Genomic DNA, 21,210 nt, shown 5'->3' with positions numbered 1-21,210 from the left:
CGCGGTCGGCGGCGAGTTCCTCGCGGCGGGCGCGCATCGGGCCGAAGCGTTCGTTGACGGCCTCGGTCACCGTGCGCTTCAGCGCGGCGGCGCCGTCGCCGACTCCTGGCGGCTCGACCTGCTGGTCCAGGCCGCCGACCGGCCGTCCCTGGTGGTCCCCGCCGCCGCGCTGTGGGCCGAGGACGAGGCGTACGCGGCCCTGGCCCGCACCGTCCCGGATCCGGCCGAGGCCTACCTGGCCGAGCTCGACCGGGCTGCCCGGATCCACCTGCCGCTGCGCACCGCCCTGCTGGACCCCCGCCCCACCGGTGTCGACCTGGACCGCGACGGCGCGCTGGACTTCCTGCGCACGGCGGCGCCGGCCCTCACCCGGGCCGGCTTCGGGGTGCTGCTCCCGGCCTGGTGGCAGCGGCGCCCCCGGATCGGGCTGGTCCTCACCGCGGCTCCGGCCGCCACCCCCGGCGCGGTCAAGCGCACCGCGCAGATCGACCGGGATGCCGTACTGGCCTTCCAGTGGCAGCTCTCGATCGGTGAAGTGGCCCTCACCGAGCAGGAGTTGGCCGAGCTTGCGGCCGCCCAGCAGGGCCTGGTCCGGCTGCGTGGCCGCTGGATCGAGGTCGACCAGGCCCAACTCGCCGCCGCGGTGAGGTTCCTGGCCGACCACGGCAGCGGCACGATGGAGCCGGTCGAGCTGCTCCGGCTGGCCGTGGACGACCGCGCCAGTGTGGACGGCTTCCCCGTCACGGCCGTCCACGCGACCGGGCCGATCGGCGACCTGCTGGCCGGTCGGCCCGGCGACGCCGACCGGATGCCGCAGCTGCCCGAGGCCTTCACCGGCACTCTCCGCCCCTACCAGCGCAGGGGATTGGCCTGGCTGGACGCCCTCGGGCGGCTCGGCCTGGGTGCGGTGCTCGCCGACGACATGGGGCTGGGCAAGACCGTCCAGACCCTCGCCCTGCTCGCGCTGGAGCAGGAGCGCGGCGCGGTCGGGCCCACCCTGCTGGTCTGCCCGATGTCGCTGGTCGGCAACTGGCAGCGGGAGGCCGCCCGGTTCGCCCCCGGCCTGCGCGTGCACGTCCACCACGGCGCCGACCGCTCGGCGCCCGATCCGTCCGCCGACCTGGTGATCACCACCTACGGGCTCGTCCAGCGCGACGTCGCCGACCTGCGGCGGATCCGCTGGCGGCGGATCGTCGCCGACGAGGCCCAGCAGGTGAAGAACCCGGCGGCCCGGCAGTCCAGGGCGCTGCGATCACTGCGCTCCGGCCCCCGGATCGCCCTCACCGGTACCCCCGTCGAGAACCGGCTGGCCGATCTGCACGCCGTCCTGGACTTCGCCAACCCCGGCCTGTTCGGCAGTGCGGAGTCGTTCAAGGAGCGATTCTCGATCCCGGTCGAGCAGTCCGGCAACGCCGAGGTCGCGGCCCGGCTGCGGCGGTTGAGCGGTCCGTTCCTGCTCCGCCGGAGCAAGAGCGACCCGCTGATCGCCCAGGACCTCCCGGCGAAGCAGGAGTTCACCGTCCACTGCGGGCTCACCGCTGAACAGGCCGGTCTCTACCGGGCGGTGGTCGCCGATCTGCTGCGGCGCCTCCAGGGCATCCGGGGCGTGGAGCGCAAGGGGGCGGTGCTGGCGGCGATCGGCCGGCTCAAGCAGGTGTGCAACCACCCGGCCCAACTCCTCCACGACGGAACGGAGGTGGCCGGGCGCTCGGGCAAGGTCGAGCGGCTGGTCGAGGTGCTGGAGGAGGCGCTGGCCGAGGGGGACCGCGCGCTGGTCTTCACCCAGTACGCCGAGTTCGGCGCGATGCTCCAGCCGTACCTGAGCCGCCGCCTGGGCGGCGAGGTGCTGTACCTGCACGGCGGGGTGCCCCGGGGGCGGCGGGACGACCTGGTCGAGCGGTTCCGGGCCCCGGACGGCCCGCGGGTCTTCCTGCTCTCGCTCAAGGCCGGGGGCACCGGTCTGAACCTCTCCGCCGCCAACCAGGTGATCCATCTGGACCGTTGGTGGAACCCGGCGGTCGAGGACCAGGCCACCGACCGGGCGCACCGGATCGGCCAGCGCCGCGACGTGCAGGTCCGGCGGCTGGTCTGCGTCGGTACCGTCGAGGAGCGGATCGCCGACCTGATCTCCGCGAAGCGCGCGCTGGCCGACGCCGTGGTCGGCGGCGGCGAGCAGTGGCTGGCCGAGCTGTCCACCGAGCGGCTGCGCGAGCTGCTGACCCTGTCCGCCGACGCGATCGGGGAGTGACCCGCCGCCATGCCACCACCCGATGAACGCCCGTTGACGGAGTCGCTCGACACCTTCTGGCAGGGCAGGGTCCCGCCGCCGGTCGCGCCCGCCGACGCCGGCCCCGAAGCGGCCCCGGCCGTCGACGGGTTGGTCGCCTCCGGGATCACCGTGCGCGGCCGCCCGCTGGAGGCGCTGCTCGCCCCCGCGTACCGGCGGTTCACCGACACCGGCTGACCGGCGAGGAGGTCCCCTCCCGGCCACGCCCCGCCCCGCCGGGCGAGCGGCCCCTCCCGGTCCCGACCGCCCCGCCGGTGCCCGCGGTTCACGCCGCGGGCACCGGCCGGGCAGGCGGCAGGCCGGGCTACCGAGCCGTCAGCGGGTAGTGGTCGGAGAGGTCGTTGTAGGAGTAGCTCGTACCCCAACTGCTCACCGTCCACGGCGAGCTGTGGAAGCGGACCACCGTGTTGGTGTAGCGCGCGGGCCGGGCGTGGTCGGCCCGGTAGAGGACGTAGTCCAGGTCCTCCTTGGGCTCACCGGGGTAGCGGTAGGCGGCGATCGAGTTGTCGACCGTGTCGAAGGAGTTGGCCCAGCCGTCGCGGGTGTCGGCGGGCGCCACGTTCGCGTTGGTCAGCAGCGACGGGTACTCGCTGCCGTGCGAGTCGATGTTGAGGTCGCCCGCGATCAGCACCGGCTCGGCGGCCGGGATGTTCTTGCCGTCGATGAACGCCTTCATGGCCTTGAGCTGCGCCGCCCGGACCGCCGCGGGCTGCCCGGCCGAGCAGCCGGTGTCGGTGGACTGCAGGTGCGTGCCGATGACGTGCGTGCGCAGGCCGTTGACGTCCAGCACCGCGTAGACGAAGCCCTTGTTCGACCACCAGTCGCTGCCGCAGGCGTCCTTGAAGACGTACTGCTCCTTGCGCAGGATCGGCCACTTGCTGAGCAGCGTCACCCCGCCGTCCTCCGGGGTGGTGGAGGTGTAGCTGCCGCTGGTGGCGTCCCAGCCGGAGGTCGAGCGGCCGACCACGGGGGTGTGGTACGGGTACGCGGCGGAGGCCTGTGCGGTGAGCTGGTCGGAGGCGCTGTTGTCGAAGGCCTCCTGGAGCACGACCACGTCGTGGCCCTGGAAGACGTCGGCGGCGGCGATCGCCTTGGCCCGGTAGTCCTGGCCCCAGTTGGGGTACAGGTTCTTGCTCATCAGGAAGACGTTGTACGTCAGCACGTCGAGCGGCGCGACCGACGGGGTGGCGGCGCTCGCGGTCGGCGCGGTCACCGCCCGGGCGGCGGCGCAGGGGGCGAGCAGGGCGGCGGCGACGGCACCGGCGGCGGCGAGTCGCGAGGCGCGCCGGAGGGTGGTGGGAGTTGGCATGCGCGCAGTCAACGCGCTCCCGGCCACGTCCGGCAAGACGTTCGACAAGCAGTTTGTGAACTCATCGGTAACTCAAAGATGTCTGCTCAACTGGCTTTCCGGATCGTGGACTTGCCTGGACAACTTGTTCGGCCACCACATGTGCCGGTCCAGGTCCATGGTCAGCGCGGTGACCAGCACCGAGCGCACCACCAGGGTGTCCAGCAGCACTCCGAGTGCCACCGCGAAGCCGATCTCGGCGAACCCCACCACCGGCAGCGTCCCGAGCACCGCGAAGGTGCTGGCCAGGATCAGCCCGGCGGAGGTGATCACCCCACCGGTCGCGGCCAGCCCGGCCACCGCCCCCTGCCGGGTGCCGAGTCGGGCGGACTCCTCCCGCACCCGGGTCATCAGGAAGATGTTGTAGTCGATGCCGAGCGCGACCAGGAAGACGAAGACGAACAGCGGGAACGCGTTGTCCTGGCCCTCGAAGTGGAAGACGTGCTCGAAGAAGAACGCGCTGATCCCGAGCGCCGCCGCGTAGGAGAGCACCACGGTCGCGATCAGCACCAGCGGCGCGGTGACGGCCCGCAGCAGCACCGCCAGGATCACCAGCACCACGCCGAGCACCAGCGGGATGATCGTCCGGTTGTCGTTGGCGGCAGCCCGTCCGGCGTCCAGGATCACCGCCGTGCTGCCGCCCACCTTGGCGTCGGCGTTCGGCACCGCGTGGACGGCGGCCCGCACCCGGTCCACGGTGTCCTTGGCGGCCTGGCTGTCCGGCGGGTCGGCGAGCGTGGCCTGGAACAGCGCCTGCCCCTCGTGGGTGGTCGGGGTCGACGTCCCGGCGATCCCGGGGGTCTCCTGCGCCACCGCGCGGACGGTACCGGCCTCGCCCGCCGCGCTGATCACGGTCAGCGGAGCGCCGGTGCCGCCGGGGAAGTGCTGCTCCAGCACCTGTTGGCCGACCACCGAGTCCGGCGTCCCGGTGAACGAGCCGGCCGTGCTCAGACCGGTGGCGTTCAGCGAGACCAGCCCGATGCAGCAGGCCCCGAGGGCCAGCGCGGTGCCGATCCACACCTTGCGCGGTCGGCGGTCGATCCAGCCGCCGACATGGGCCCACCGGCCGGTCCTGGTCGGCTCCGGCGTCCCGTACGCGGGCTTGACCGGCCAGAACACCCAGCGGCCGACGACCACCAGCAGCGCCGGCAGCAGCGTCAGCATCGCGGCCAGGGCGACCAGCACGCCGATCGCGCAGACCGGGCCGAGGCCCCTGGTGGAGTTCATCTCGGCGACCAGCAGGCAGAGCATCGAGGCGACCACGGTGGCCGAGGAGGCCAGGATCGCCGGCCCGGCCCGGTGCAGCGCGAACGCCATCGCCTCGTGCCGGTCCTCGTGCCGGCGCAGCTCCTCCCGGTAGCGGGCGGTGAGCAGCAGCGCGTAGTCGGTGCCGGCGCCCAGCACCAGCACGATGAGGATGCCGGCGCTCTGCGCGTTGACGGTCAGTCCGGAGTGCTCGGCGAGGAGGTAGATCACGGCCTGGGAGACGACGAGCGCGCCCGCCGCGGAGATCAGCGGCAGCGCCCAGAGCACCGGGCTGCGGTAGGTGAGCAGCAGCAGGATGATCACCACGCTGATGGTGGCGGCCAGCAGGGTGCCGTCGATGCCCGCGAACGCCTCGGCCTGGTCGGCGCCGACCCCGGCCGGGCCGGTGACGTGGGTGGCCATGCCCATGCTGTTGTCGGCGGCGGTCGCGCGCATGCTGTCCACCGCCGGACGCAGGTCCTGCCAGCCGCCGGTGCCGATGTCGACCGGCACGATCGTCTGCATCGCCTGGCCGTCGGCGGAGACCACCGGTCCGACCACCGGCCCCAGGACGTGCGGGGCGCTCGCGAAGGCCGTCGCGTCGCGGGCGGCCTCGACCCGGTCGGCGGGGGTGATTCCGCCGTCCCGCTGGTAGACCACCACGGCCTGCGCGGTGTCGACGGGTTGGAAGGCCCGCTGTTCGTTCAGGACCTGGGTGGACTCCGCGTTGCCCGGCAGCCAGCTGGACGCCTGGTTGTCCTCGGCGTCGGTGAGTTTGCCGGCCAGTGGCCCGGCCACCACCAGCAGCACCAGCCACAGCGCCAGGACCACCCACTTGCTGCGGCGGCCGCACGGCAGGGTGGCCAGCTTCCGGGTCGGGCTCATCGGAAACTCCCAGGGGCCTCGGGCGTCAGTCGTCCCAGCCTCCCACCGCTCCCGCGACCCGGCAGCCCGGGCTGAACCGGTCGGGGGGCGGCCCGTACCGAACCGGGCGGGGGCGGCCCGCCGGGCGTGGTCCGCGAGCCGCCCGCGGCGCCGGAGCCCGGCGGCTACGCCGGTACGGCGGCCCGCGCGCGCAGCTCCTTCAGGACCGCGATGTCCCTCGCGTGCCCGGTGCCGTCACCGCCGTGCTTGCGGTCCGGGGTCTCCACCAGAAGCGGGACACCGGCTGTCGCCGGGTGCTCGAAGAGCTCGCGGAACGGCTCCGCCCCGATCAGCCCGGCCCCGATGTTGGCGTGCCGGTCCTTGCGCGCGCCGACGGCGTCCTCCGAGTCGTTGGCGTGGATCAGGCGCAGCCGGCCCGGCCCGGCGGCCGTGACCAGGGCGTCCAGCGCCGCGCCGGTGCCGCCCGGCGCCGCGAGGTCGTGACCGGCCGCGAAGGCGTGGCAGGTGTCCAGGCAGACCCCGACCCTGGGGTGGCCGTCCAGCGCGTCCAGGTACGCCGCCAGGTCCTCCATCCGGGAGCAGAGCGAGCTGCCCTGACCGGCCGTCGGTTCCAGCAGCAGCCAGGGCGCGTCCTCGCCGAGCGCGTCCAGCTCGTCCAGCAGCGGCCGGACGTCCGCGCGGACCTGGGCCATCGCCTCGGCCCGCCGGGAGCCGCCGCCCGGGGCCGTCCCGACCGCCGAACCGGTGTGCAGCACCACGCCCGCGGCGCCGATCGCGTGGCCGCGCAGCAGGGAGTGCCGTAGCGAGTCGACCGAGCGTTCGCGGGTCGCCGCGTTGTCCGAGCCGAAGTTGATCAGGTACGGCGCGTGCACGTACGCCGGGATACCCTGCTCGGCGCAGGCGGTGCGGAACTCCGCGTCCTGGGCGGGATTGCCCGGGGGAGTGGCCCAGCCGCGCGGGTTCGCCACGAACACCTGCACCGTCTCGGCACCGACCCGGCGCGCGTACGCGAGGCCCGTCCCGGCCAGTCCACGGGCGGCCACCGGCACGTGGGCGCCGATCGGATTGCGGGCGGAGGCGGCGGGTACGGCCGCGGCGGGCGGCGCGGCGACGGCGGTGTTCATGACCCCGAGCATGCCACGCGGGCCGGCGGGCCCGGCGCCCGGACGGGTGCGGTCCGGACGGGCTCGCCCCGGCGCCCGGCCACGGCCGGGCGCACGACAGGCCCCGGTACGCCCCGGTGGCCCCGCTCCCGCTCCCCGCTACGACCGGCGCGCTTCGACCGGCCGCCCCGCCCCGACCCACCCCCGCCGCCCCGCGCCACGCCGACGGGCCCGCCCACCTGGCCGACGCCCCGTCAGCCCCGCAGCCCAGCCCTGGTGGCGGGCCCCCTCGCACGCCCATAGCGTCGATTCGGCCGACACCCACCGGCCGTCATCCCCCGCACACTCCGTGTCACCGCGCCGGCGTCCCCGCGAGCGCGCAAGAAAGCAGGTCACCACTCATGCCCACGCGACGGGTCCACCACCTCGCCGCGGCCACCGCCGCCGCCACGACCGCACTCACCACCGCCCTGACCGCGCTCGGCGCCGCACCTCCGGCCCACGCCGCCGGGACGGTGCACCTCGTCCAGCCGGGCGAATCGATTCAGCAGGCCGTCGACGAGGCCGGCCCCGGCGACACCGTCCAGCTGCTCCCCGGCACCTACCGGGGCAGCGTCCGGATCACCACCCCGGGCCTCACCCTGCGCGGAGCCGGCCCGGACAGCGTGGTCGCCCCCGGTGACGCCGCCGACGGCAACGCCTGCGCCACCGCCGGCCACGGCCTCTGCGTGGTCGGGGCCGGCGCCGGCCCGCTCACCGACGTGACGATCGAGGCCCTCGCCGTCACCGGCTTCCGCAAGAACGGCATCAACGCCTCCGGCACCGACCGCATGACCGTCCGCGCCGCCTACGTCCACGACAACGGCCAGCAGGGCATCAGCCAGGAGAAGTCCACCCGTGCCGTGATCACCGGCAACGAGTCGACCCGCAACGGCCAGTCCGGCGTCTTCCTCGCCAACGCGGTGGACAGCGAGGGCGGGGCCCTCACCACCGACGGCACCGTGGTTAGTGGCAACCTGCTCACCGACAACCGGATCGGCGTCACCGTCCGCCGGCTGCGCGACCTCAGCGTCGAGGCGAACGAGATCCACGGCAACTGCGGCGGTGTCTTCATCGTCGGCGACGAAGGGATCCCCCGGGCCGGGGCGCTGAACGTCAGCCACAACCGGGTCGTGGCCAACAACAGCTCCTGCCCGCCCAACCCCCGCCTCGACGCCATTCAGGGCACCGGCATCCTGCTCACCGGCGCCGAGGACACCACGGTCGCCGGCAACGAGGTCAGCGACAACGTGGGCGCCTCGCCGATGTCCGGCGGCATCGTGCTCTTCCGCAGCGTGGTCGGCGTGGCCAACGCCCGGAACACCGTCACCGGCAACCACGTGGTCGGCAACGGTCCGGCCGACCTCGCCGACCGCGACACCGGTACCTCCAACTCCTTCGCGCGCAACCAGTGCGCGGTCTCCGAGCCGGCCGGCCACTGCTGAGCCACAGGCCCCCACCCGCGGCCGCGGGGCACCCCGGCCACCCGGCGAAGCCCCGGCTCCCCCGTACCCCAGCCCACCTCCCACCTGCAGAAAGACGGCACATGACCACCGCACCCGCCACCACCCCGCAGGCCGCGATGCGCCTGCGGGAGCTCGTCTTCGGCGCCGCCTGCGCCGCCGCCGTCCGCGCGGCCGCCAGGCTCGGGGTCGCCGACGCGCTCGGCGACACCCCGACCACCGTCACCGACCTCGCGGCCGCGCTCGACACCGAGCCCAAGCCGCTGCGCCGGCTGATGCGTGCCCTCACCTGCTACGGCATCTTCCACGAGACGGGTGACGACCGCTTCGAGCACACCGAGATGTCCCGGCTGCTGCGCGAGGACGCCCCGAACAGCCTGCGCTACATCTCCCTCTGGTGCACCGAGCCGTGGACGTGGGAGGCCTGGCCGAAGCTGGACGAGGCCGTCCGCTCCGGCCGCAACGTCTTCCCCGAGCTGTTCGGCAAGGAGTTCTTCGACTACCTGCACAGCGAGGGCGGGGACTCGGCCAAGGTCTTCGACAAGGCGATGACCACCTCCAGCCGGCAGTCCGCGGTCGACTTCGCCGAGTACCTCGACCTCACCGGGATCGACTCGGTGGTCGACATCGGCGGTGGCCAGGGCCATGTGCTGGCCAGCCTGCTGGAGAAGCACCCGGCCCTGCACGGCACCCTGCTGGACCTGCCCAAGGTGGTCGCCGGCGCCGACCCCCGGCTCCGCGACGGCGGCGCCTTCGCGGCCCGGGCCCGGTTGGTCCCCGGTGACTGCCGGGTGGACATCCCGGTCCACGCCGACCTCTACATCATCAAGAACATCCTGGAGTGGGACGACGACAGCACCCGTCGCACCCTCGCCAACGTGGTCCTGGCGGCCCGTCCGGGCGCGCGCGTCGTCGTGGTCGAGAACCTGGTCGACGACAGCCCGTCGATGCGCTTCACCACCGCGATGGACCTGATGCTGCTGCTCAACGTCGGCGGCGCGAAGCACTCCAAGGAGAGCCTGGTGCGGCTGATGGAGGAGGCCGGACTGGACGTGGCCGACGTCCGCCCGGTCAACCCGTACCTGCACGCCTTCGAGGCCACCGTGCGCGGCTGACCGCCGCACCGCACCGAGCGACCGCCGGCCCCGCAGTGGGGACCGGCGGTCGCTCGGTGTCCGGGCTCACGCCTTGCGCGAGGACTCCAGGTGCGCGAAGACCACCACGTTGTCCAGGTAGTCCTTGCGCTTCTTGTCGTACACGCCGCCGCAGGTGATCAGCCGCAGCTGGGAGTCGGTGGTCTTCCCGTACACCTTCTGGTCGGGGAAGGCGTTCTTCGCGAAGGTCTCCACCGAGTCCACCACGAAGACGGCGACCGTGCCGTCGGCCCGCTGCACCTCGACCTTGTTGCCGGGGACGACCAGGCTGAGCAGCAGGAAGACCGCGGCCCCCTTGGCGGTGTCGACGTGACCGGCCACCACGGCGGCGCCGCGCTCACCGGGCGAAACGCCGTCGCGGTACCAGCCGACCAGGTTCTTGTCCTCCGGCGGCGGTGCGTTGAGCTCACCGGTCGGGTTCAGCGTCAGCTCGGTGAAGGGCGCGTCGACGGCGATCTGCGGAATCCGCAGCCGGGTCGGCTTGGAGCGCTTCAGCACGGGGGCCGCCGGCTTGGCGGCGGCCGCGGGCGAGGCCGCGCCACCCGGGGACGCGCTCGCGGTGGCGGCCGGGGGAGCGGGCTGGCCGGGTCCGGGATCGGACGCGGGCGCCAGGTCCACCGAGTTGTAGATCATCAGCAGACCGGCGGCCGCGGCGCCCATACCCACGCGCAGCAACCGGGACGTTCCAGTGGCCGGACCGGCCATCGTTCCACTCCTAGGTCATGCCGGTCGTCACCACCGGGCGGTGTTCGCTGTCCACGGGCGGCGCCTGCGGCCGCCGGGCACGGCGCCGCCCGCCCCGAAGAGGAGGGGCCGGGGCGCCGCCGCACGTGCCCCCGCCGTGGCCACCACTGAGGACGGTGGCCACGGCGGGCAGGCTACGGAGAGAGCCCGGTCAGATCGCGGCGCCGCTGGTCCGGCGACCGCGCCGCAGCGCGATGGCGCCGGCGCCCAGGCCGCCGAGCAGCAGGACGGCGCCGGAGGCGAGGCCGCCACCGGACAGGGCGAGGCCGCCGCCACCGGTGTGCACGCCACCGTGCGGAGTCTTCTCCTCGGCCTTGTGCTCCTCGCCGGAGGGCGCGGAGGGCGCGGCCGGCGCGGAGGGCACGGACGGGGCGGCCTTGTCCTGCTTGTCGTCCCAGGTCTTCTGACCGTCGGGGGTGGCAGCCTTGTCCTGCTTCTCCTGCCAGGTGAGGTTCTTGTCGGCGGTGCCGTCCGCGTACGCGGCGGGGGCGGCAACGGTCAGGGCGGCGGCGACGGCCGCTCCGGCGAGCAGCGTGCGTGCAGAACGCATGGGGTGGGTCCTTCCGGCGCGGGCCGCGACTGCCGACACGTCATCGGGCAAGGGGACTCGCGGAGTGCGCCTGAACCACCGTCATCCACCGCGGCGGCCGTTGCCACCGGAGGGCGGCGGTGGCCGGTGTGGCGGTGCGCCCTTCGAGTGGACTCCTGGGCGGGTTCACCCGAGTGCCCCGGCGATCCGGGTGATTCGGTATCCGGGCCCCCGACGCGCTGCGGCCGCCGCCGGTCGGGGCAGGGCCGGCGGCCACCGCCCCCGCCCCGGTCACGTCGAACGGCGGGCCCGGGGCCACCGCCGGAGCGCCGGGCCCGACCGCGGCCCGGTTCAGTGCAGCTGCTGCACGCCCCCGCTGTCACGGACGAAGACGGACCGGGTGTCGGTGGCCCGGTAGCGCTCCTTCAGGGTGAACGCGGCGGGCGTACCGGGCGCGGGCGCGTCCGGGGCCTCGTAGTAGAGGACGTACGTCTTCGCGCTGTCCGTCTGGCTCTCCAGCTGGAGCCAGCCGGTGAATCCGGCGGCCGGGAAGGTGCCGGTCGCGGTGACGGTCGTGGCGGAGGACGTCTGGCTGAACGCGAAGGCCGCGGTGCCGAGCTGGAGGCGCTTGTGCCCGCTCTCGTGCCAGCGGCGGAAGAGCGCGATCCACTCCTGCGGCCACGGGCCGCCCTCGGAGTCCGGAGGCATCCCGGCGCCGTCGATCCGGGAGAGGATGTCGTCCGCGTTCGCGACCACGGAGTCGAAGTCCCAGAGGTCGACCGCGAAGGTCATGTGCTCCTGGTCGGTCGCCCGGAACATGGGCCGGATGTGGAGTTCGAAGACCGGAGTACGCATCTCAGCCGTACACCTCCATCAGGACGTCCTTCAGGGCGACCTCCTGGAGCAGGCCGGGAGCCTCCTGGGGCCGGCCGTAGGGGTCGGGGGAGGGGAGGTACTGGAGCGTCAGCACGAGGTCCTCGGGGGCCGGGGCCGCCGCGAGGACGGCCGTGACGTCGAAGCGCGCGTTGCACTCGGTCGGGTGGTGGGGGTGCGGCCGGCCGTCTGCGGGGCGGTCGTCGGGGGCCGTCCGGTGCGACTTCCACATCGTGACGTAGCCGACGCCGTAGTGGTCGGCGAAGTCCGGGTCGTCGGCCCGGAACGCGACGTCGGCGGGGTGGACGTAGGCGCGCAGCACGTAGCTGCCGGCGACCGGGACCTTCAGGTCGTCGAGCCGGACCATCACCTTCCGCGCCTCGGCCGGCGGGGCGGCGAGGCTGAACTCGGCCCGGGAGTCGGCCCGCAGCGAGGCCGTGAGGCTCGGCGCGGACACCAGGCTCAACGGCTGGGCCGCCAGCAGCCGGCGGACGACCGGCTGCGGGGTCGGCACGTCGAAGTCGGCCTTGAGCCGGTCGGTGAGTTCGTACCGGTAGCCCAGCGCCACGGTGTCGGCGAAGTCCGCCACCTTGTGCTTCTCCTGGGAGAGGAAGCCGCGCAGGTCGTGGTCGGGCGAGGTGGGGGCGGGGGATCCGTTGCGGCGCTGCCACTCGGCCCAGAGCAGGTCGATGAAGGCGTGGAAGCTGTAGTAGATCGGGTCCATCGACGCGGTGGACGGGTCCGCCATCAGGCCGCCGATGTAGTTGCCGTGCATGAAGTTGTGCGGGCCGGACTCCAGCCGCCCGAAGTCGCCTCCCGGGTGGGCCGCCGGGAAGCCGCCGAACTCGCCCTGGTCGGTCTCGGTGGTCACGATGTCCAGGGTGTCGGGCGGAAGTGCCGTGGCCACGGTGTTGCGGTCCTCGACGAGCCCGGGCAGCGAGAACGCGGCCGGGAACTTCCCCGTCGTCTCCGGGTGCAGCCAGTCCCAGTAGGGCAGCGTGACGTTCGCCGTGCGCGGGGGGTCGGACTCCTGCAGGAGCTTCTCGAAGTGGTACAGGTGCGAGCGGTGCCACGGCAGGAACAGGTCGTTGCCGTGCTCGCACGGGCCCACGAACATGTCGTTGTGCAGGGCGGCCTGGAAGTCGTACCCGGTCTCGTCGTCCGGGTTCGCGGCGGACCGTGCGCGCAGGATCCCGAGGGCGTGGACGTAGTCGTCCAGCTCGGTCGGGCTGAGGGAGTTGATGTCGCGTCGGCTCGTGGTCATGGGGTCACCTCCGTTGTGCGGCACACCGTATGCGCACGGGGTGATCGCCCTGGTGAGCCGTGCGGTGCGGCGCGCTCCGCGCCAGCCGACCGGCGTACCGCCCGGCGCCGGATCGTCCGCCCCGGCGCTCGGCGATGCGCCGGTCCGCGCCCCTGGCCGCGGCACCGCTATCGGTGGTGACATGTCCTCGACAAGCCCGCCGGATGGCACGCACGTGGGGGTGCGGCCCGTGACCGGTGGGCCGACGGAAGGAAATGCCCGTGACTGTACGCATGATGGCCGCCGGCGGTGCGGCGGTGGCAGCGCTGCTCGGCACCTCGCTCACCGGCGTCGGCGGCGAGGCCGCCGCGACCGGCTGGAGCACGCCGCCGCCGGACAAGATCGTCATCGACGTGGCCACCGTCAACGGGTCCGGCTGCCCGGCGGGTACCGCCGCCATCGCCGTCTCCCCGGACAACACGGCCTTCACCGTCACCTACAGCGACTACATCGCGCAGGTGGGCGTCGGGTCCAAGCCCACCGACTTCCGGAAGAACTGTCAGCTCAACCTGAACGTCCACGTCCCGCAGGGCTTCACCTACGCGATCGCCGCCGCCGACTACCGGGGCTACGCGCACCTGGAGCCGGGGGCGTCCGCCGTGCAGAAGGCGAACTACTACTTCCAGGGCTCGCCCCAGACCACCTCGCTCAGCCACAGGTTCACCGGGGCCATCGACGACAGCTGGCAGGCGACCGACAGCGTCGCCGTGACGGCGCTGGTCTGGGCGCCCTGCGGGGAGCTGCGCAACTTCAACATCAACACCGAACTCCGGGTCAACGCCGGCACCTCGGACCCGACCAGGACCACCAGCTTCATGACCATGGACTCCACCGACGGCAGCATCAACACCGTCTACCACCTCGCCTGGAGGCAGTGCCCCTGACGCCGGACGCGCACGGCCCGGCGGGCCGCTCCCCGACCTGCGCCGGGGGCGGCCCGCCGGGCCGGTGGTACGCGGTGTCAGCTCGCGCCGCCGCGCTCCCACCGGTAGAACTCGTGCGCCATGGCGTCCTTGGGCCCCCGCCAGGTGGCCGGGTCGTAGGCCTGGACGTAGGCGGTGAGCCGGTCGCTGACGTCCCGGAACTCCGGGTGCTCGACGACCCGGGCGACGGCCGGGCCCGGCGGGCGGTCCGCCTCGATCAGGTGCAGGTAGACGTCGCCGAACTGGAAGAGGCTGCGCCCCGTGACGCCGATCAGGTGCGGGAGTTCGCCCCGGTCGGACTCGGCGAACACCTCGGCGATGCCGCCGGCGGCGTCCGGCTTCATCCGGGCGACGATCAGTGCGCGGTGCATCCGGTTCAGACCTCCCCCGCCTGCTTCTCGACCTTCTCGCGGATCAGCTGCATCTGGACCCGCGAGTTGCGGTTGATGTGGTTCACCATGCCGTCGTCGTCGACCGGCGCGGTGGGCTTCATCGCGAAGTCCTGCACCCAGCGCATCCTGGTGCCGGCCGGGACCTCCGCGTACTCCCAGCGGATGTCCATGAACTCGAACGGCCCGGGCTCGACCCGGCGGGCGCGCACCGCGAGCGAGGCCCGGTCGGTGGTGCGCTCGGAGACCCAGCTCCACACCTGGCCGTTCTCGTCCGGGTGCATGGTCAGCCGGAACCGCACGCTGTCGCCGTCGCGCTGCAGCACCTCGACCGAGGCGTACTCGCTGAACAGCTGCGGCCAGTTCTCCAGGTCGTTGGTGACTTCCCAGACCAGGTCGAGCGGGGCGGCGATGACGATCTCGTTGTCCGTGTGTCCGGGCATCTCAGGCACCGGCCTTCGTGGCGAACGAGGAGTTCACCAGGTCGAGGAACTCGGCCGGCGTCTTCGCCGACTCCGCTCCGTTGGTGACCTTCACGCCGTGTCGGTTCTCCAGCTCGCCGACCACGCCGAGCAGACCGAGGGAGTCCACGCCGAAGTCGTCGAAGCTGGCGCCCGGGCGCTCCAGGTCGAGCGGGTCGATCACCACGCCGGCCCGCGCCTGGATCAGCGCGGCCAGTTCGGGGTGGCTGAGGGTGTTGCTCACGGGATGTTCCCTTCAGTTCGTTGCCAGAGCAGTGGTTCGGTCAGGCCCGGTCCCCGCGCCGGAGCACCAGCGCGGAGTTGGAGCCCATCAGCCCGCGGCTGAGCACCAGTGCGGTGCGCAGCTCGGCCGGGCGGGCGCGGCCGGTCACCAGGGCGAGGTCGTGGCAGACCTCGGTGACGTTGGGGGTGGGCGGTACCACGCCGTCCTCCATGGCGAGCACCGCGGCGGCGGTGTCCAGCAGGGGCGCGCCGCAGTACGCCCGCCCGGTGCCCGCCTTCGGGGCGGTCACCGGTACCCGCTCGGCGTACGGGCCCAGGGCGTCGGCCAGGGCCAGCGCCTCGGCGCGGTCGGCGGCCGGGACGCCGAGGGCGTCGGCGAAGACCACGTCGACCTCCTCCGGAGCGATCCGGGCCTGGTCGAGCGCGATCCGGACGGCGTTGGCCAGCCCCTCGCGGGACTCCTCCCAGCGGGAGGCGCCGGTGAACGTGGCGCCGTGCCCGGCCAGGTACGCCCGGACGGTCGCGCCGCGCCGGCGGGCCGTCTCCTCGTCCTCCAGCAGCAGCATCGCGCCGCCCTCGGCGGGGGCGAAGCCGTTGGCGGCGGCGGAGAACGGCAGGTAGGCCCGGTCCGGCCGGTCGTCGAGGCTGAGCTCGGGGTAGCCGAGCTGGCAGACCATCGAGTACGGCGCCAGCGGGGCCTCGGCCGCGCCGGCCACCACCGCGTCGGTGCCGCGCTCGATGGCCCGGGCGGCGTGCGCGAGGGCGTCCAGGCCGCCGGCCTCGTCGCTGGCGACCACCCCGCACGGGCCCTTGTAGCCGCCCCGGATCGAGACCTGGCCGGTGCTGGCCGCGTAGAACCACGCGATGGACTGGTAGGGCCCGACGAACTGTGGTCCCTGGCCCCAGAGTTGCTGCAGTTCGCGCTGGCCGAACTCGCCGCCGCCGGAGCCGGCCGCGGTCACCACGCCCACCCCGAACGGCTGGTCGGGGTCGGGAACGAACCCGGCGTCCGCCACCGCCAGGTCGGCGGCGGCCATCGCGTAGTGCGTGAAGCGGTCGGTCTGCACCAGGTAGCGGCTGTCGATCACGGACTGCGGGTCGAAGTCCCGTACCTGGCCCGCGACGCGCAGCGGAAAGTCCGCGCAGCCCTCGCGGGATATCCGGTCGAGGACGCTCACGCCCTGCCTGGTGGCCTTCCAGAAGGCGTCGGCCCCCACACCGTTCGGCGCGACCACGCCGAGGCCGGTGACCACCGCCCGGCGGCCCTGCTGACGTGACGTCATGGATCTCACCCCGTTCTGTTGAGCACGACGGCGGACTGGAATCCGCCGAATCCGCTGCCGACCGACAGGATGTGCCGGAGGGGCAGCTCGCGCGCGGTGCGCGGCACGTAGTCGAGATCGCACTCCGGGTCCGGAGTCTCGTAGTTGGCGGTCGGCGGTACCACGCCGTGGGCCAGTGCGAGGGTGCAGGCGACCACCTCGATCGCGCCGATCGCGCCGAGCGAGTGCCCGACCATCGACTTGATCGAGCTCATCGGCGTCCGGTACGCGTGCTCACCGAGCGAGCGCTTGACGGCCGCCGTCTCGTGCCGGTCGTTCTGTTTGGTGCCCGAGCCGTGCGCGTTGACGTAGTCGACCTCGGTGCGGTCCACCCGGGCGTGGGCGAGCGACTCGTCGATCGCCCGGGACATCTCCAGCCCCTCCTGGGTGAGGCCGGTCATGTGGTACGCGTTGCCGAAGGTCGCGAAGCCGCCGATCTCGCCGTAGATCCGGGCCCCGCGCCGCCGGGCGTGCTCCAGCTCCTCCAGCACCAGGACGGCGCCGCCCTCGCCGAGCACGAAGCCGTCGCGGTGGGCGTCGAAGGGGCGGGAGGCGTGCTCCGGGTCGTCGTTGCGTTCGCTGGTGGCCTTGATGGCGTCGAAGCAGGCGACGGTGATCGGTGAGATCGGCGAGTCGGAGGCGCCGGTGACGCAGATGTCGGCGCGCCCCTCCTCGACCGCCTGGAAGGCGTAGCCGATCGCGTCCAGTCCGGAGGTGCACCCGGTGGAGACGGTCTGCACCGGGCCGTGCGCACCGGTGCGCTCGGCGACCGCGGAAGCCAGCGTGCTGGGTGCGAAGGCGCGGTGCAGCTGCGGCTCGGCCCGTCGGTGGTCCACGTCCCAGCGCGCGCCGCCGGCGCTGACCAGGGCGTAGTCGTGCTCCAGCCGGGTGGTGCCGCCGACGGCGGTGCCGAGCGAGACGCCGATCCGCCACGGGTCCTCCGCGGCCAGGTCCAGGCCCGAGTCGGCGATCGCCTCGTCCGCCGCCACCATGGCGAACTGCACGTAGCGGTCGGCCCGTTGGACGTCCTCCGGGCTCAACCCGTGCGCCGCCGGGTCGAAGTCGCACTCGGCGGCGATCCGGGAGCGGAATCCGGTGGGATCGAAGAGCGTGATGCCCCTGGTCGCCGTCCGCCCGGAGGTGAGCAGTTGCCAGAAGGCCGGTACGCCCACGCCGCCGGGCGCGACCACACCGATCCCCGTGACGGCGACCCGCCGGGTCACGAAGCCACCTTGGCGTGTTCCGGCGGACCGGAGGTCACCGCTCCCTCGGTCTCCTCGGTGTCGACGTGGCCGAGCTCCGGGCGGGGGGCGAGCGGGCCGAGGTGGAAGACCATCCGGGCCTCGGTGTCGCCGACGTTGCGGAAGCGGTGGCGCATGTCGATCGGGATCATCAGGCCCTGGTCGGGCCGGAGCGAGTGGGTCACCCCGTCCAGGTCCACCTCCAGTTCGCCGGCGACGACGAAGACGAACTCCTCGGAGTACGGGTGATAGTGCTCGCCGATCCGCTCGCCGGGCTGCACGATGGCCAGGCCCATGAAGCCGCTGGTGGCGCCGCAGGTGGTCGGGGTGAGCATGGCGCGCAGGTCGCCGCCGCGCCGGCGGTTCTCCGGCGCCTCGTCGACGTGCACGATCCGTGGGTACTGCGTGGACATGGTTTCTTCCTTCGGGAGTCGGAGCCGGCGCAGGGCCGATGGTCGGTCAGGTGAGCTGCGAGCTGCGGTCGGTGACCGGGCTCATGGCGCGGGCGGCGAGGAGGGCGCTCAGGCCGGCGACGGTGCGCAGGTCGCCCTCGGCGCCGAGGTCCAGCAGCCGGCCGAGGACGGTGGCCTCGCGCTCGCCGGCCACGCCCAGGGCGACGGCCGGTTCGGCCTCGGCCGGGACCCGCAGGTCCACCAGGCGGACCACGACGTCCTCCCGGTGGAAGACGGTGGCGGCCGCGAGCGGGCCGGTCGGGTCGGCGGTGGCCAGGTTGTCGTGCTCGGCGAGCAGGGCGGCCACGGCCGCGCCGTTGCCCGGCTTGACGGGGTAGAGCACGGCGTGCCGGTGCAGCCGGCCGGAGGCCGGGGAGCCGGCGATCGCCTGGTGCTCGGCGGGCAGCGCCGCACGGGCGAAGAAGGCGCGTGCCGCCTGCGGGTCGCCGAGCTGGCGGGCCTCCTCCAGGTACGGGTTGATGGCCTCCTCGACCGCGCGGACCTCGGGCTGCATCGCCACGTGGCGCAGCGCGTCGCCCAGGTTGCCGACCACCTCGACGGCCCGGACCACCCGGTTGCCGTGCATGAAGAGGGAGGTGCGGCGCAGCTGGGTGGTCTCGTCCACCTCGGCCTTGGGGGAGGCGTATCCGGAGAGGATCCGGGCCACCTCGTGCTCGCTGCCGGGCTTGACGGTGAAGGTCAGGGCGTGCCGGACCACCCCGTCCGGGCCGGGCGCGGCCTGCGGCGGGCCGACGTGCCCGGCCGGCGCGGTGCGCGGCAGGCCGGGCGGCACGTCCACCGGCTTGCGGGTGCCGGTGGCGCCGGCCGCGGAGGTCTCCCGGAGGATGGAGTAGCGCAGCGAGCGGAAGGTGTCGCTGACGCAGCCGTGCATCGGCTTGACCATCTCGCGGTGGGCGGGGCTGTCCACCCACTTCAGGAAGGTCTCCTGGTCCTTCCACTCGCTGGTGATGAGCCACTGCCGCGGGTCGTTGATCGACTGGCAGAGCTGGTCGCTGACGTGGCCGGGGACCGAGGCCACCTGGTGGCGCAGCTTCTCGTACACGTCGAGGAAGCGCTGCTGGGCGCCGTCCTTGATCTCCAGCATCAGCATCACGCGCAGTCGGGTGTGCTGCTCGGAGTGCTGCTCGGCCTGCGGTTCGGACAGAGTCGTCATGATCCACTTTCTTGCTTCGGGCGCTGCCCGCGCCGGGCGGCTTCCGTCCGGACGGGCCCCGGCGGGGGGAGGGCGGTGCGGTGGCGGTCGGCCCGGGCGGGTGGGGGCCAGGCCTGAGGTCGATCGTGCGCGGACCCCACGAGTGGCGCGAGATATGCGGGCCATCCGGGCGACGAGGCGGCAGAAGGGACCCGCGGCGGGGGATGGAAGAGCGGGGCCGACGTGCGCGCGGGCCCCGCCGAGGGCGACGCCGAGCCCCGTAGCCGGGTCGCGAACCCCCGTACAGGCTGGAGCAATTGATGAATCCGAAGGTTGACGACCGGGTGCCGGTCCTGATCGTCGGCGGCTCGCTGGTCGGGCTGTCGGCCTCACTCTTCCTGGGCCGACTGGGTGTTAGACACCTGCTGGTCGAGAAGCACGCCGACACCTCGCGTCACCCGCGTGGCCGAGGCAACAACGTCCGCACGATGGAGCTCTACCGGGGGGCGGGGATCGAGACGGCGATCCGCGAGGCCGCCTCGGTGCTCGCCGCGAACCACGGCATCCTGCAGGCCCCCTCGCTGACCGGCGAGGAGCAGGAGTGGCTGTTCCGGGAGATCGACCCGGGCGGCCGGCTGGCCCGGTTCAGCCCCAGCTCCTGGTGCCTGTGCAGCCAGAACGACCTGGAGCCGGTCCTGCTGAAGGCCGCCCGCGAGCTCGGCGGCGAGCTGCGCTTCAGCACCGAGCTGGTCTCCTTCGAACAGGACGACGAGGGGGTGACGGCGCTGCTGCGCAGCCGGGAGACCGGCGAGGAGCGCACCGTCCGGGCCCAGTACCTGATCGCGGCGGACGGCCCGCGCAGCCCGGCCCGGGAGGCGCTGGGCATCGGCCAGAGCGGCAAGGGCGAGCTGTTCCACAACGTCAGCATCACCTTCCGGGCCAAGCGGCTGGCCGAGGTGGTGGGCGACCGGCACTTCATCGCCTGCTACCTGACCAACCCGGACGCCGACGGCGCGCTGCTGCCGGTGGACAACCACGAGGAGTGGGTCTTCCACGCGCCGTGGCACCCGGAGCACGGCGAGCCGCTGGAGGCGTTCACCGACGAGCGGTGCGTCCGGCACATCCGGGCCGCCGTCGGGGTGCCGGACCTTGAGGTGGAGGTCACCGGCAAGGCCCCCTGGCACGCGGCCGAGCGGGTGGCGACGCGGTACTCCGCCGGGCGGGTCTTCCTGGCCGGGGACTCCGCGCACGAGATGTCGCCGACCGGCGCGTTCGGCTCGAACACCGGCATCCAGGACTCCCACAACCTGGCCTGGAAGCTGGCCGCGGTGCTCTGCGGCTGGGCCGGACCGGGGCTGCTGGAGACGTACGGGCAGGAGCGCCGGCCGGTGGCGGAGGTGACCAGCGAGCGGGCCTCGGCGCGCTCCGCCGAGCACAGCCACCCCGGGTACGCGGTGGTGCCCGGGGTCGGGCGGCAGGCCGGGGTGCTGGCGGTGGCGCTCGGCTACCGCTACCCGGTGGGCGCGGTCGCCGGGGCGGACCCGGCCGGGCCGGTGGTGCCGGAGGCGTTCGAGTCCGGCGGCGAACCCGGCAGCCGGGCGCCGCACCAGTGGCTGCTGCGGGCGGGCGTCAAGCTCTCCACCCTCGACCTGTACGAGCAGGCGATGGTGCTGCTGACCGGCCCCGAGGGCACGGCCTGGCACCAGGGCGCCCGCCGGGCGGCCGACCGGCTGGCCGTGCCGCTGGACACCTACCGGATCGGCACCGGGGCGGAGGACGACCTGGCGCCCGAGCCCGGCGCGGACTTCGCCGAGCTGCACGGCCTCCGGCCGGGCGGCGCGGTGCTGGTCCGCCCGGACGGCTTCGTCGCCTGGCGCAGCGAGGACGCGGTGGCGGACCCGGAGGCGGCGGTGGAGGCGGCGCTGCGTACGGCGCTCAAGCTGTAGCCGCGAGCGGGCGGCGAACGCGGGGCGGGGGGGCGCGGCCGGGGGGGGTACCACCCCCCCGGCGCCCGCGGCGGCCCGGGCCCGGGCGGGGGCGGGGGGGCGCGGCG

The 21,210-nt window shown here is 73.8% G+C and carries 20 protein-coding genes; 6 read left to right on the top strand and 14 right to left on the bottom strand.

Annotation, left to right across the window (positions count from 1 at the left end; translation table 11 throughout):
• Both ABT263_RS36085 and ABT263_RS36080 read left to right on the top strand, forming a co-directional pair.
• The coding region (locus ABT263_RS36085) for a DEAD/DEAH box helicase (RefSeq protein ID WP_502885922.1) at positions 1-2,248 on the top strand (2,248 nt) is incomplete at its 5' end.
• A 9-nt stretch (positions 2,249-2,257) separates the two neighbouring features.
• The gene (locus ABT263_RS36080; protein WP_352297498.1) at positions 2,258-2,464 is read left to right on the top strand and encodes a hypothetical protein; all 207 of its coding nucleotides are present in this window, start codon (positions 2,258-2,260) and stop codon (positions 2,462-2,464) included.
• A 127-nt stretch (positions 2,465-2,591) separates the two neighbouring features.
• Here ABT263_RS36080 and sph read toward each other — a convergent pair whose 3' ends face one another.
• The 3 genes from sph to ABT263_RS36065 form a co-directional block, all read right to left on the bottom strand.
• Entirely contained in the window at positions 2,592-3,596 is a 1,005-nt protein-coding gene (sph, locus tag ABT263_RS36075; protein WP_352297497.1) for a sphingomyelin phosphodiesterase, read from the bottom strand.
• A 72-nt stretch (positions 3,597-3,668) separates the two neighbouring features.
• The gene (locus ABT263_RS36070; protein WP_352297495.1) at positions 3,669-5,765 is read right to left on the bottom strand and encodes an MMPL family transporter; all 2,097 of its coding nucleotides are present in this window, start codon (positions 5,763-5,765) and stop codon (positions 3,669-3,671) included.
• A 164-nt stretch (positions 5,766-5,929) separates the two neighbouring features.
• Positions 5,930-6,889, bottom strand: coding sequence for a deoxyribonuclease IV (locus tag ABT263_RS36065; protein ID WP_352297492.1), 960 nt, complete (start codon positions 6,887-6,889; stop codon positions 5,930-5,932).
• Positions 6,890-7,269: 380 nt separating this feature from the next.
• Here ABT263_RS36065 and ABT263_RS36060 point away from each other — a divergent pair, with 380 nt between their 5' ends.
• Positions 7,270-8,352, top strand: a complete 1,083-nt coding sequence (locus ABT263_RS36060; RefSeq protein WP_352297489.1) for a right-handed parallel beta-helix repeat-containing protein — start codon at positions 7,270-7,272, stop codon at positions 8,350-8,352.
• A gap of 101 nt (positions 8,353-8,453) precedes the next feature.
• A complete protein-coding gene (locus ABT263_RS36055; RefSeq protein ID WP_352297486.1) occupies positions 8,454-9,485 on the top strand; it encodes a methyltransferase in 1,032 nt (343 codons plus the stop codon).
• Between the two features lie 66 nt (positions 9,486-9,551).
• On the opposite strand, the gene ABT263_RS36050 is transcribed toward ABT263_RS36055, so the two are convergent.
• The 4 genes from ABT263_RS36050 to ABT263_RS36035 form a co-directional block, all read right to left on the bottom strand.
• Positions 9,552-10,229 carry a class F sortase gene (locus tag ABT263_RS36050; RefSeq protein ID WP_352297484.1) on the bottom strand — a complete coding sequence of 226 codons (678 nt, stop codon included), beginning with the start codon at positions 10,227-10,229 and terminating at the stop codon, positions 9,552-9,554.
• Positions 10,230-10,419: 190 nt separating this feature from the next.
• The gene (locus ABT263_RS36045) at positions 10,420-10,818 is read right to left on the bottom strand and encodes a hypothetical protein (RefSeq protein WP_352297482.1); all 399 of its coding nucleotides are present in this window, start codon (positions 10,816-10,818) and stop codon (positions 10,420-10,422) included.
• 330 nt (positions 10,819-11,148) lie between these two features.
• Positions 11,149-11,652, bottom strand: a complete 504-nt coding sequence (locus tag ABT263_RS36040) for a hypothetical protein (RefSeq protein WP_329490970.1) — start codon at positions 11,650-11,652, stop codon at positions 11,149-11,151.
• Position 11,653: 1 nt separating this feature from the next.
• Positions 11,654-12,934, bottom strand: coding sequence for a tyrosinase family protein (locus tag ABT263_RS36035; RefSeq protein ID WP_352297480.1), 1,281 nt, complete (start codon positions 12,932-12,934; stop codon positions 11,654-11,656).
• A gap of 275 nt (positions 12,935-13,209) precedes the next feature.
• Here ABT263_RS36035 and ABT263_RS36030 point away from each other — a divergent pair, with 275 nt between their 5' ends.
• Positions 13,210-13,857: a DUF4360 domain-containing protein gene (locus ABT263_RS36030; RefSeq protein WP_502885923.1), complete on the top strand. Its 648-nt coding sequence runs from the start codon at positions 13,210-13,212 to the stop codon at positions 13,855-13,857.
• Between the two features lie 77 nt (positions 13,858-13,934).
• Here ABT263_RS36030 and ABT263_RS36025 read toward each other — a convergent pair whose 3' ends face one another.
• The 7 genes from ABT263_RS36025 to ABT263_RS35995 are packed head-to-tail and all read right to left on the bottom strand — an operon-like array spanning position 13,935 to position 19,178.
• Positions 13,935-14,267, bottom strand: coding sequence for a TcmI family type II polyketide cyclase (locus ABT263_RS36025; protein WP_352297475.1), 333 nt, complete (start codon positions 14,265-14,267; stop codon positions 13,935-13,937).
• Positions 14,268-14,272: 5 nt separating this feature from the next.
• The gene (locus tag ABT263_RS36020) at positions 14,273-14,728 is read right to left on the bottom strand and encodes an SRPBCC family protein (protein ID WP_329490974.1); all 456 of its coding nucleotides are present in this window, start codon (positions 14,726-14,728) and stop codon (positions 14,273-14,275) included.
• A 1-nt stretch (position 14,729) separates the two neighbouring features.
• Complete coding sequence (locus ABT263_RS36015; RefSeq protein WP_329490975.1) at positions 14,730-14,990, bottom strand: acyl carrier protein; 261 nt, start codon at positions 14,988-14,990, stop codon at positions 14,730-14,732.
• 40 nt (positions 14,991-15,030) lie between these two features.
• On the bottom strand, positions 15,031-16,272 hold the full coding sequence (locus tag ABT263_RS36010; RefSeq protein WP_329490976.1) for a beta-ketoacyl synthase N-terminal-like domain-containing protein: 1,242 nt from the start codon (positions 16,270-16,272) through the stop codon (positions 15,031-15,033).
• A 5-nt stretch (positions 16,273-16,277) separates the two neighbouring features.
• On the bottom strand, positions 16,278-17,534 hold the full coding sequence (locus tag ABT263_RS36005; RefSeq protein WP_352297473.1) for a beta-ketoacyl-[acyl-carrier-protein] synthase family protein: 1,257 nt from the start codon (positions 17,532-17,534) through the stop codon (positions 16,278-16,280).
• Positions 17,531-17,965 (bottom strand): cupin domain-containing protein, encoded by a 435-nt coding sequence (locus tag ABT263_RS36000; RefSeq protein WP_329490978.1) that lies wholly within the window; start codon positions 17,963-17,965, stop codon positions 17,531-17,533. Before ABT263_RS36000 ends, ABT263_RS36005 begins: the two co-directional genes overlap by 4 nt.
• Positions 17,966-18,011: 46 nt before the next feature.
• Complete coding sequence (locus ABT263_RS35995) at positions 18,012-19,178, bottom strand: SchA/CurD-like domain-containing protein (RefSeq protein WP_352297470.1); 1,167 nt, start codon at positions 19,176-19,178, stop codon at positions 18,012-18,014.
• A 299-nt stretch (positions 19,179-19,477) separates the two neighbouring features.
• On the opposite strand from ABT263_RS35995, the gene ABT263_RS35990 reads away from it, so the two are divergent.
• Positions 19,478-21,103: an FAD-dependent oxidoreductase gene (locus tag ABT263_RS35990; protein WP_329490980.1), complete on the top strand. Its 1,626-nt coding sequence runs from the start codon at positions 19,478-19,480 to the stop codon at positions 21,101-21,103.
• Positions 21,104-21,210: the final 107 nt, after the last annotated feature.

Source organism: Kitasatospora sp. NPDC001603 (assembly GCF_040298365.1).
GTDB lineage: Bacteria > Actinomycetota > Actinomycetes > Streptomycetales > Streptomycetaceae > Kitasatospora.
Note: the sequence above shows the minus strand (reverse complement) of the source record. Positions and strands in the feature narration are given on the sequence as shown.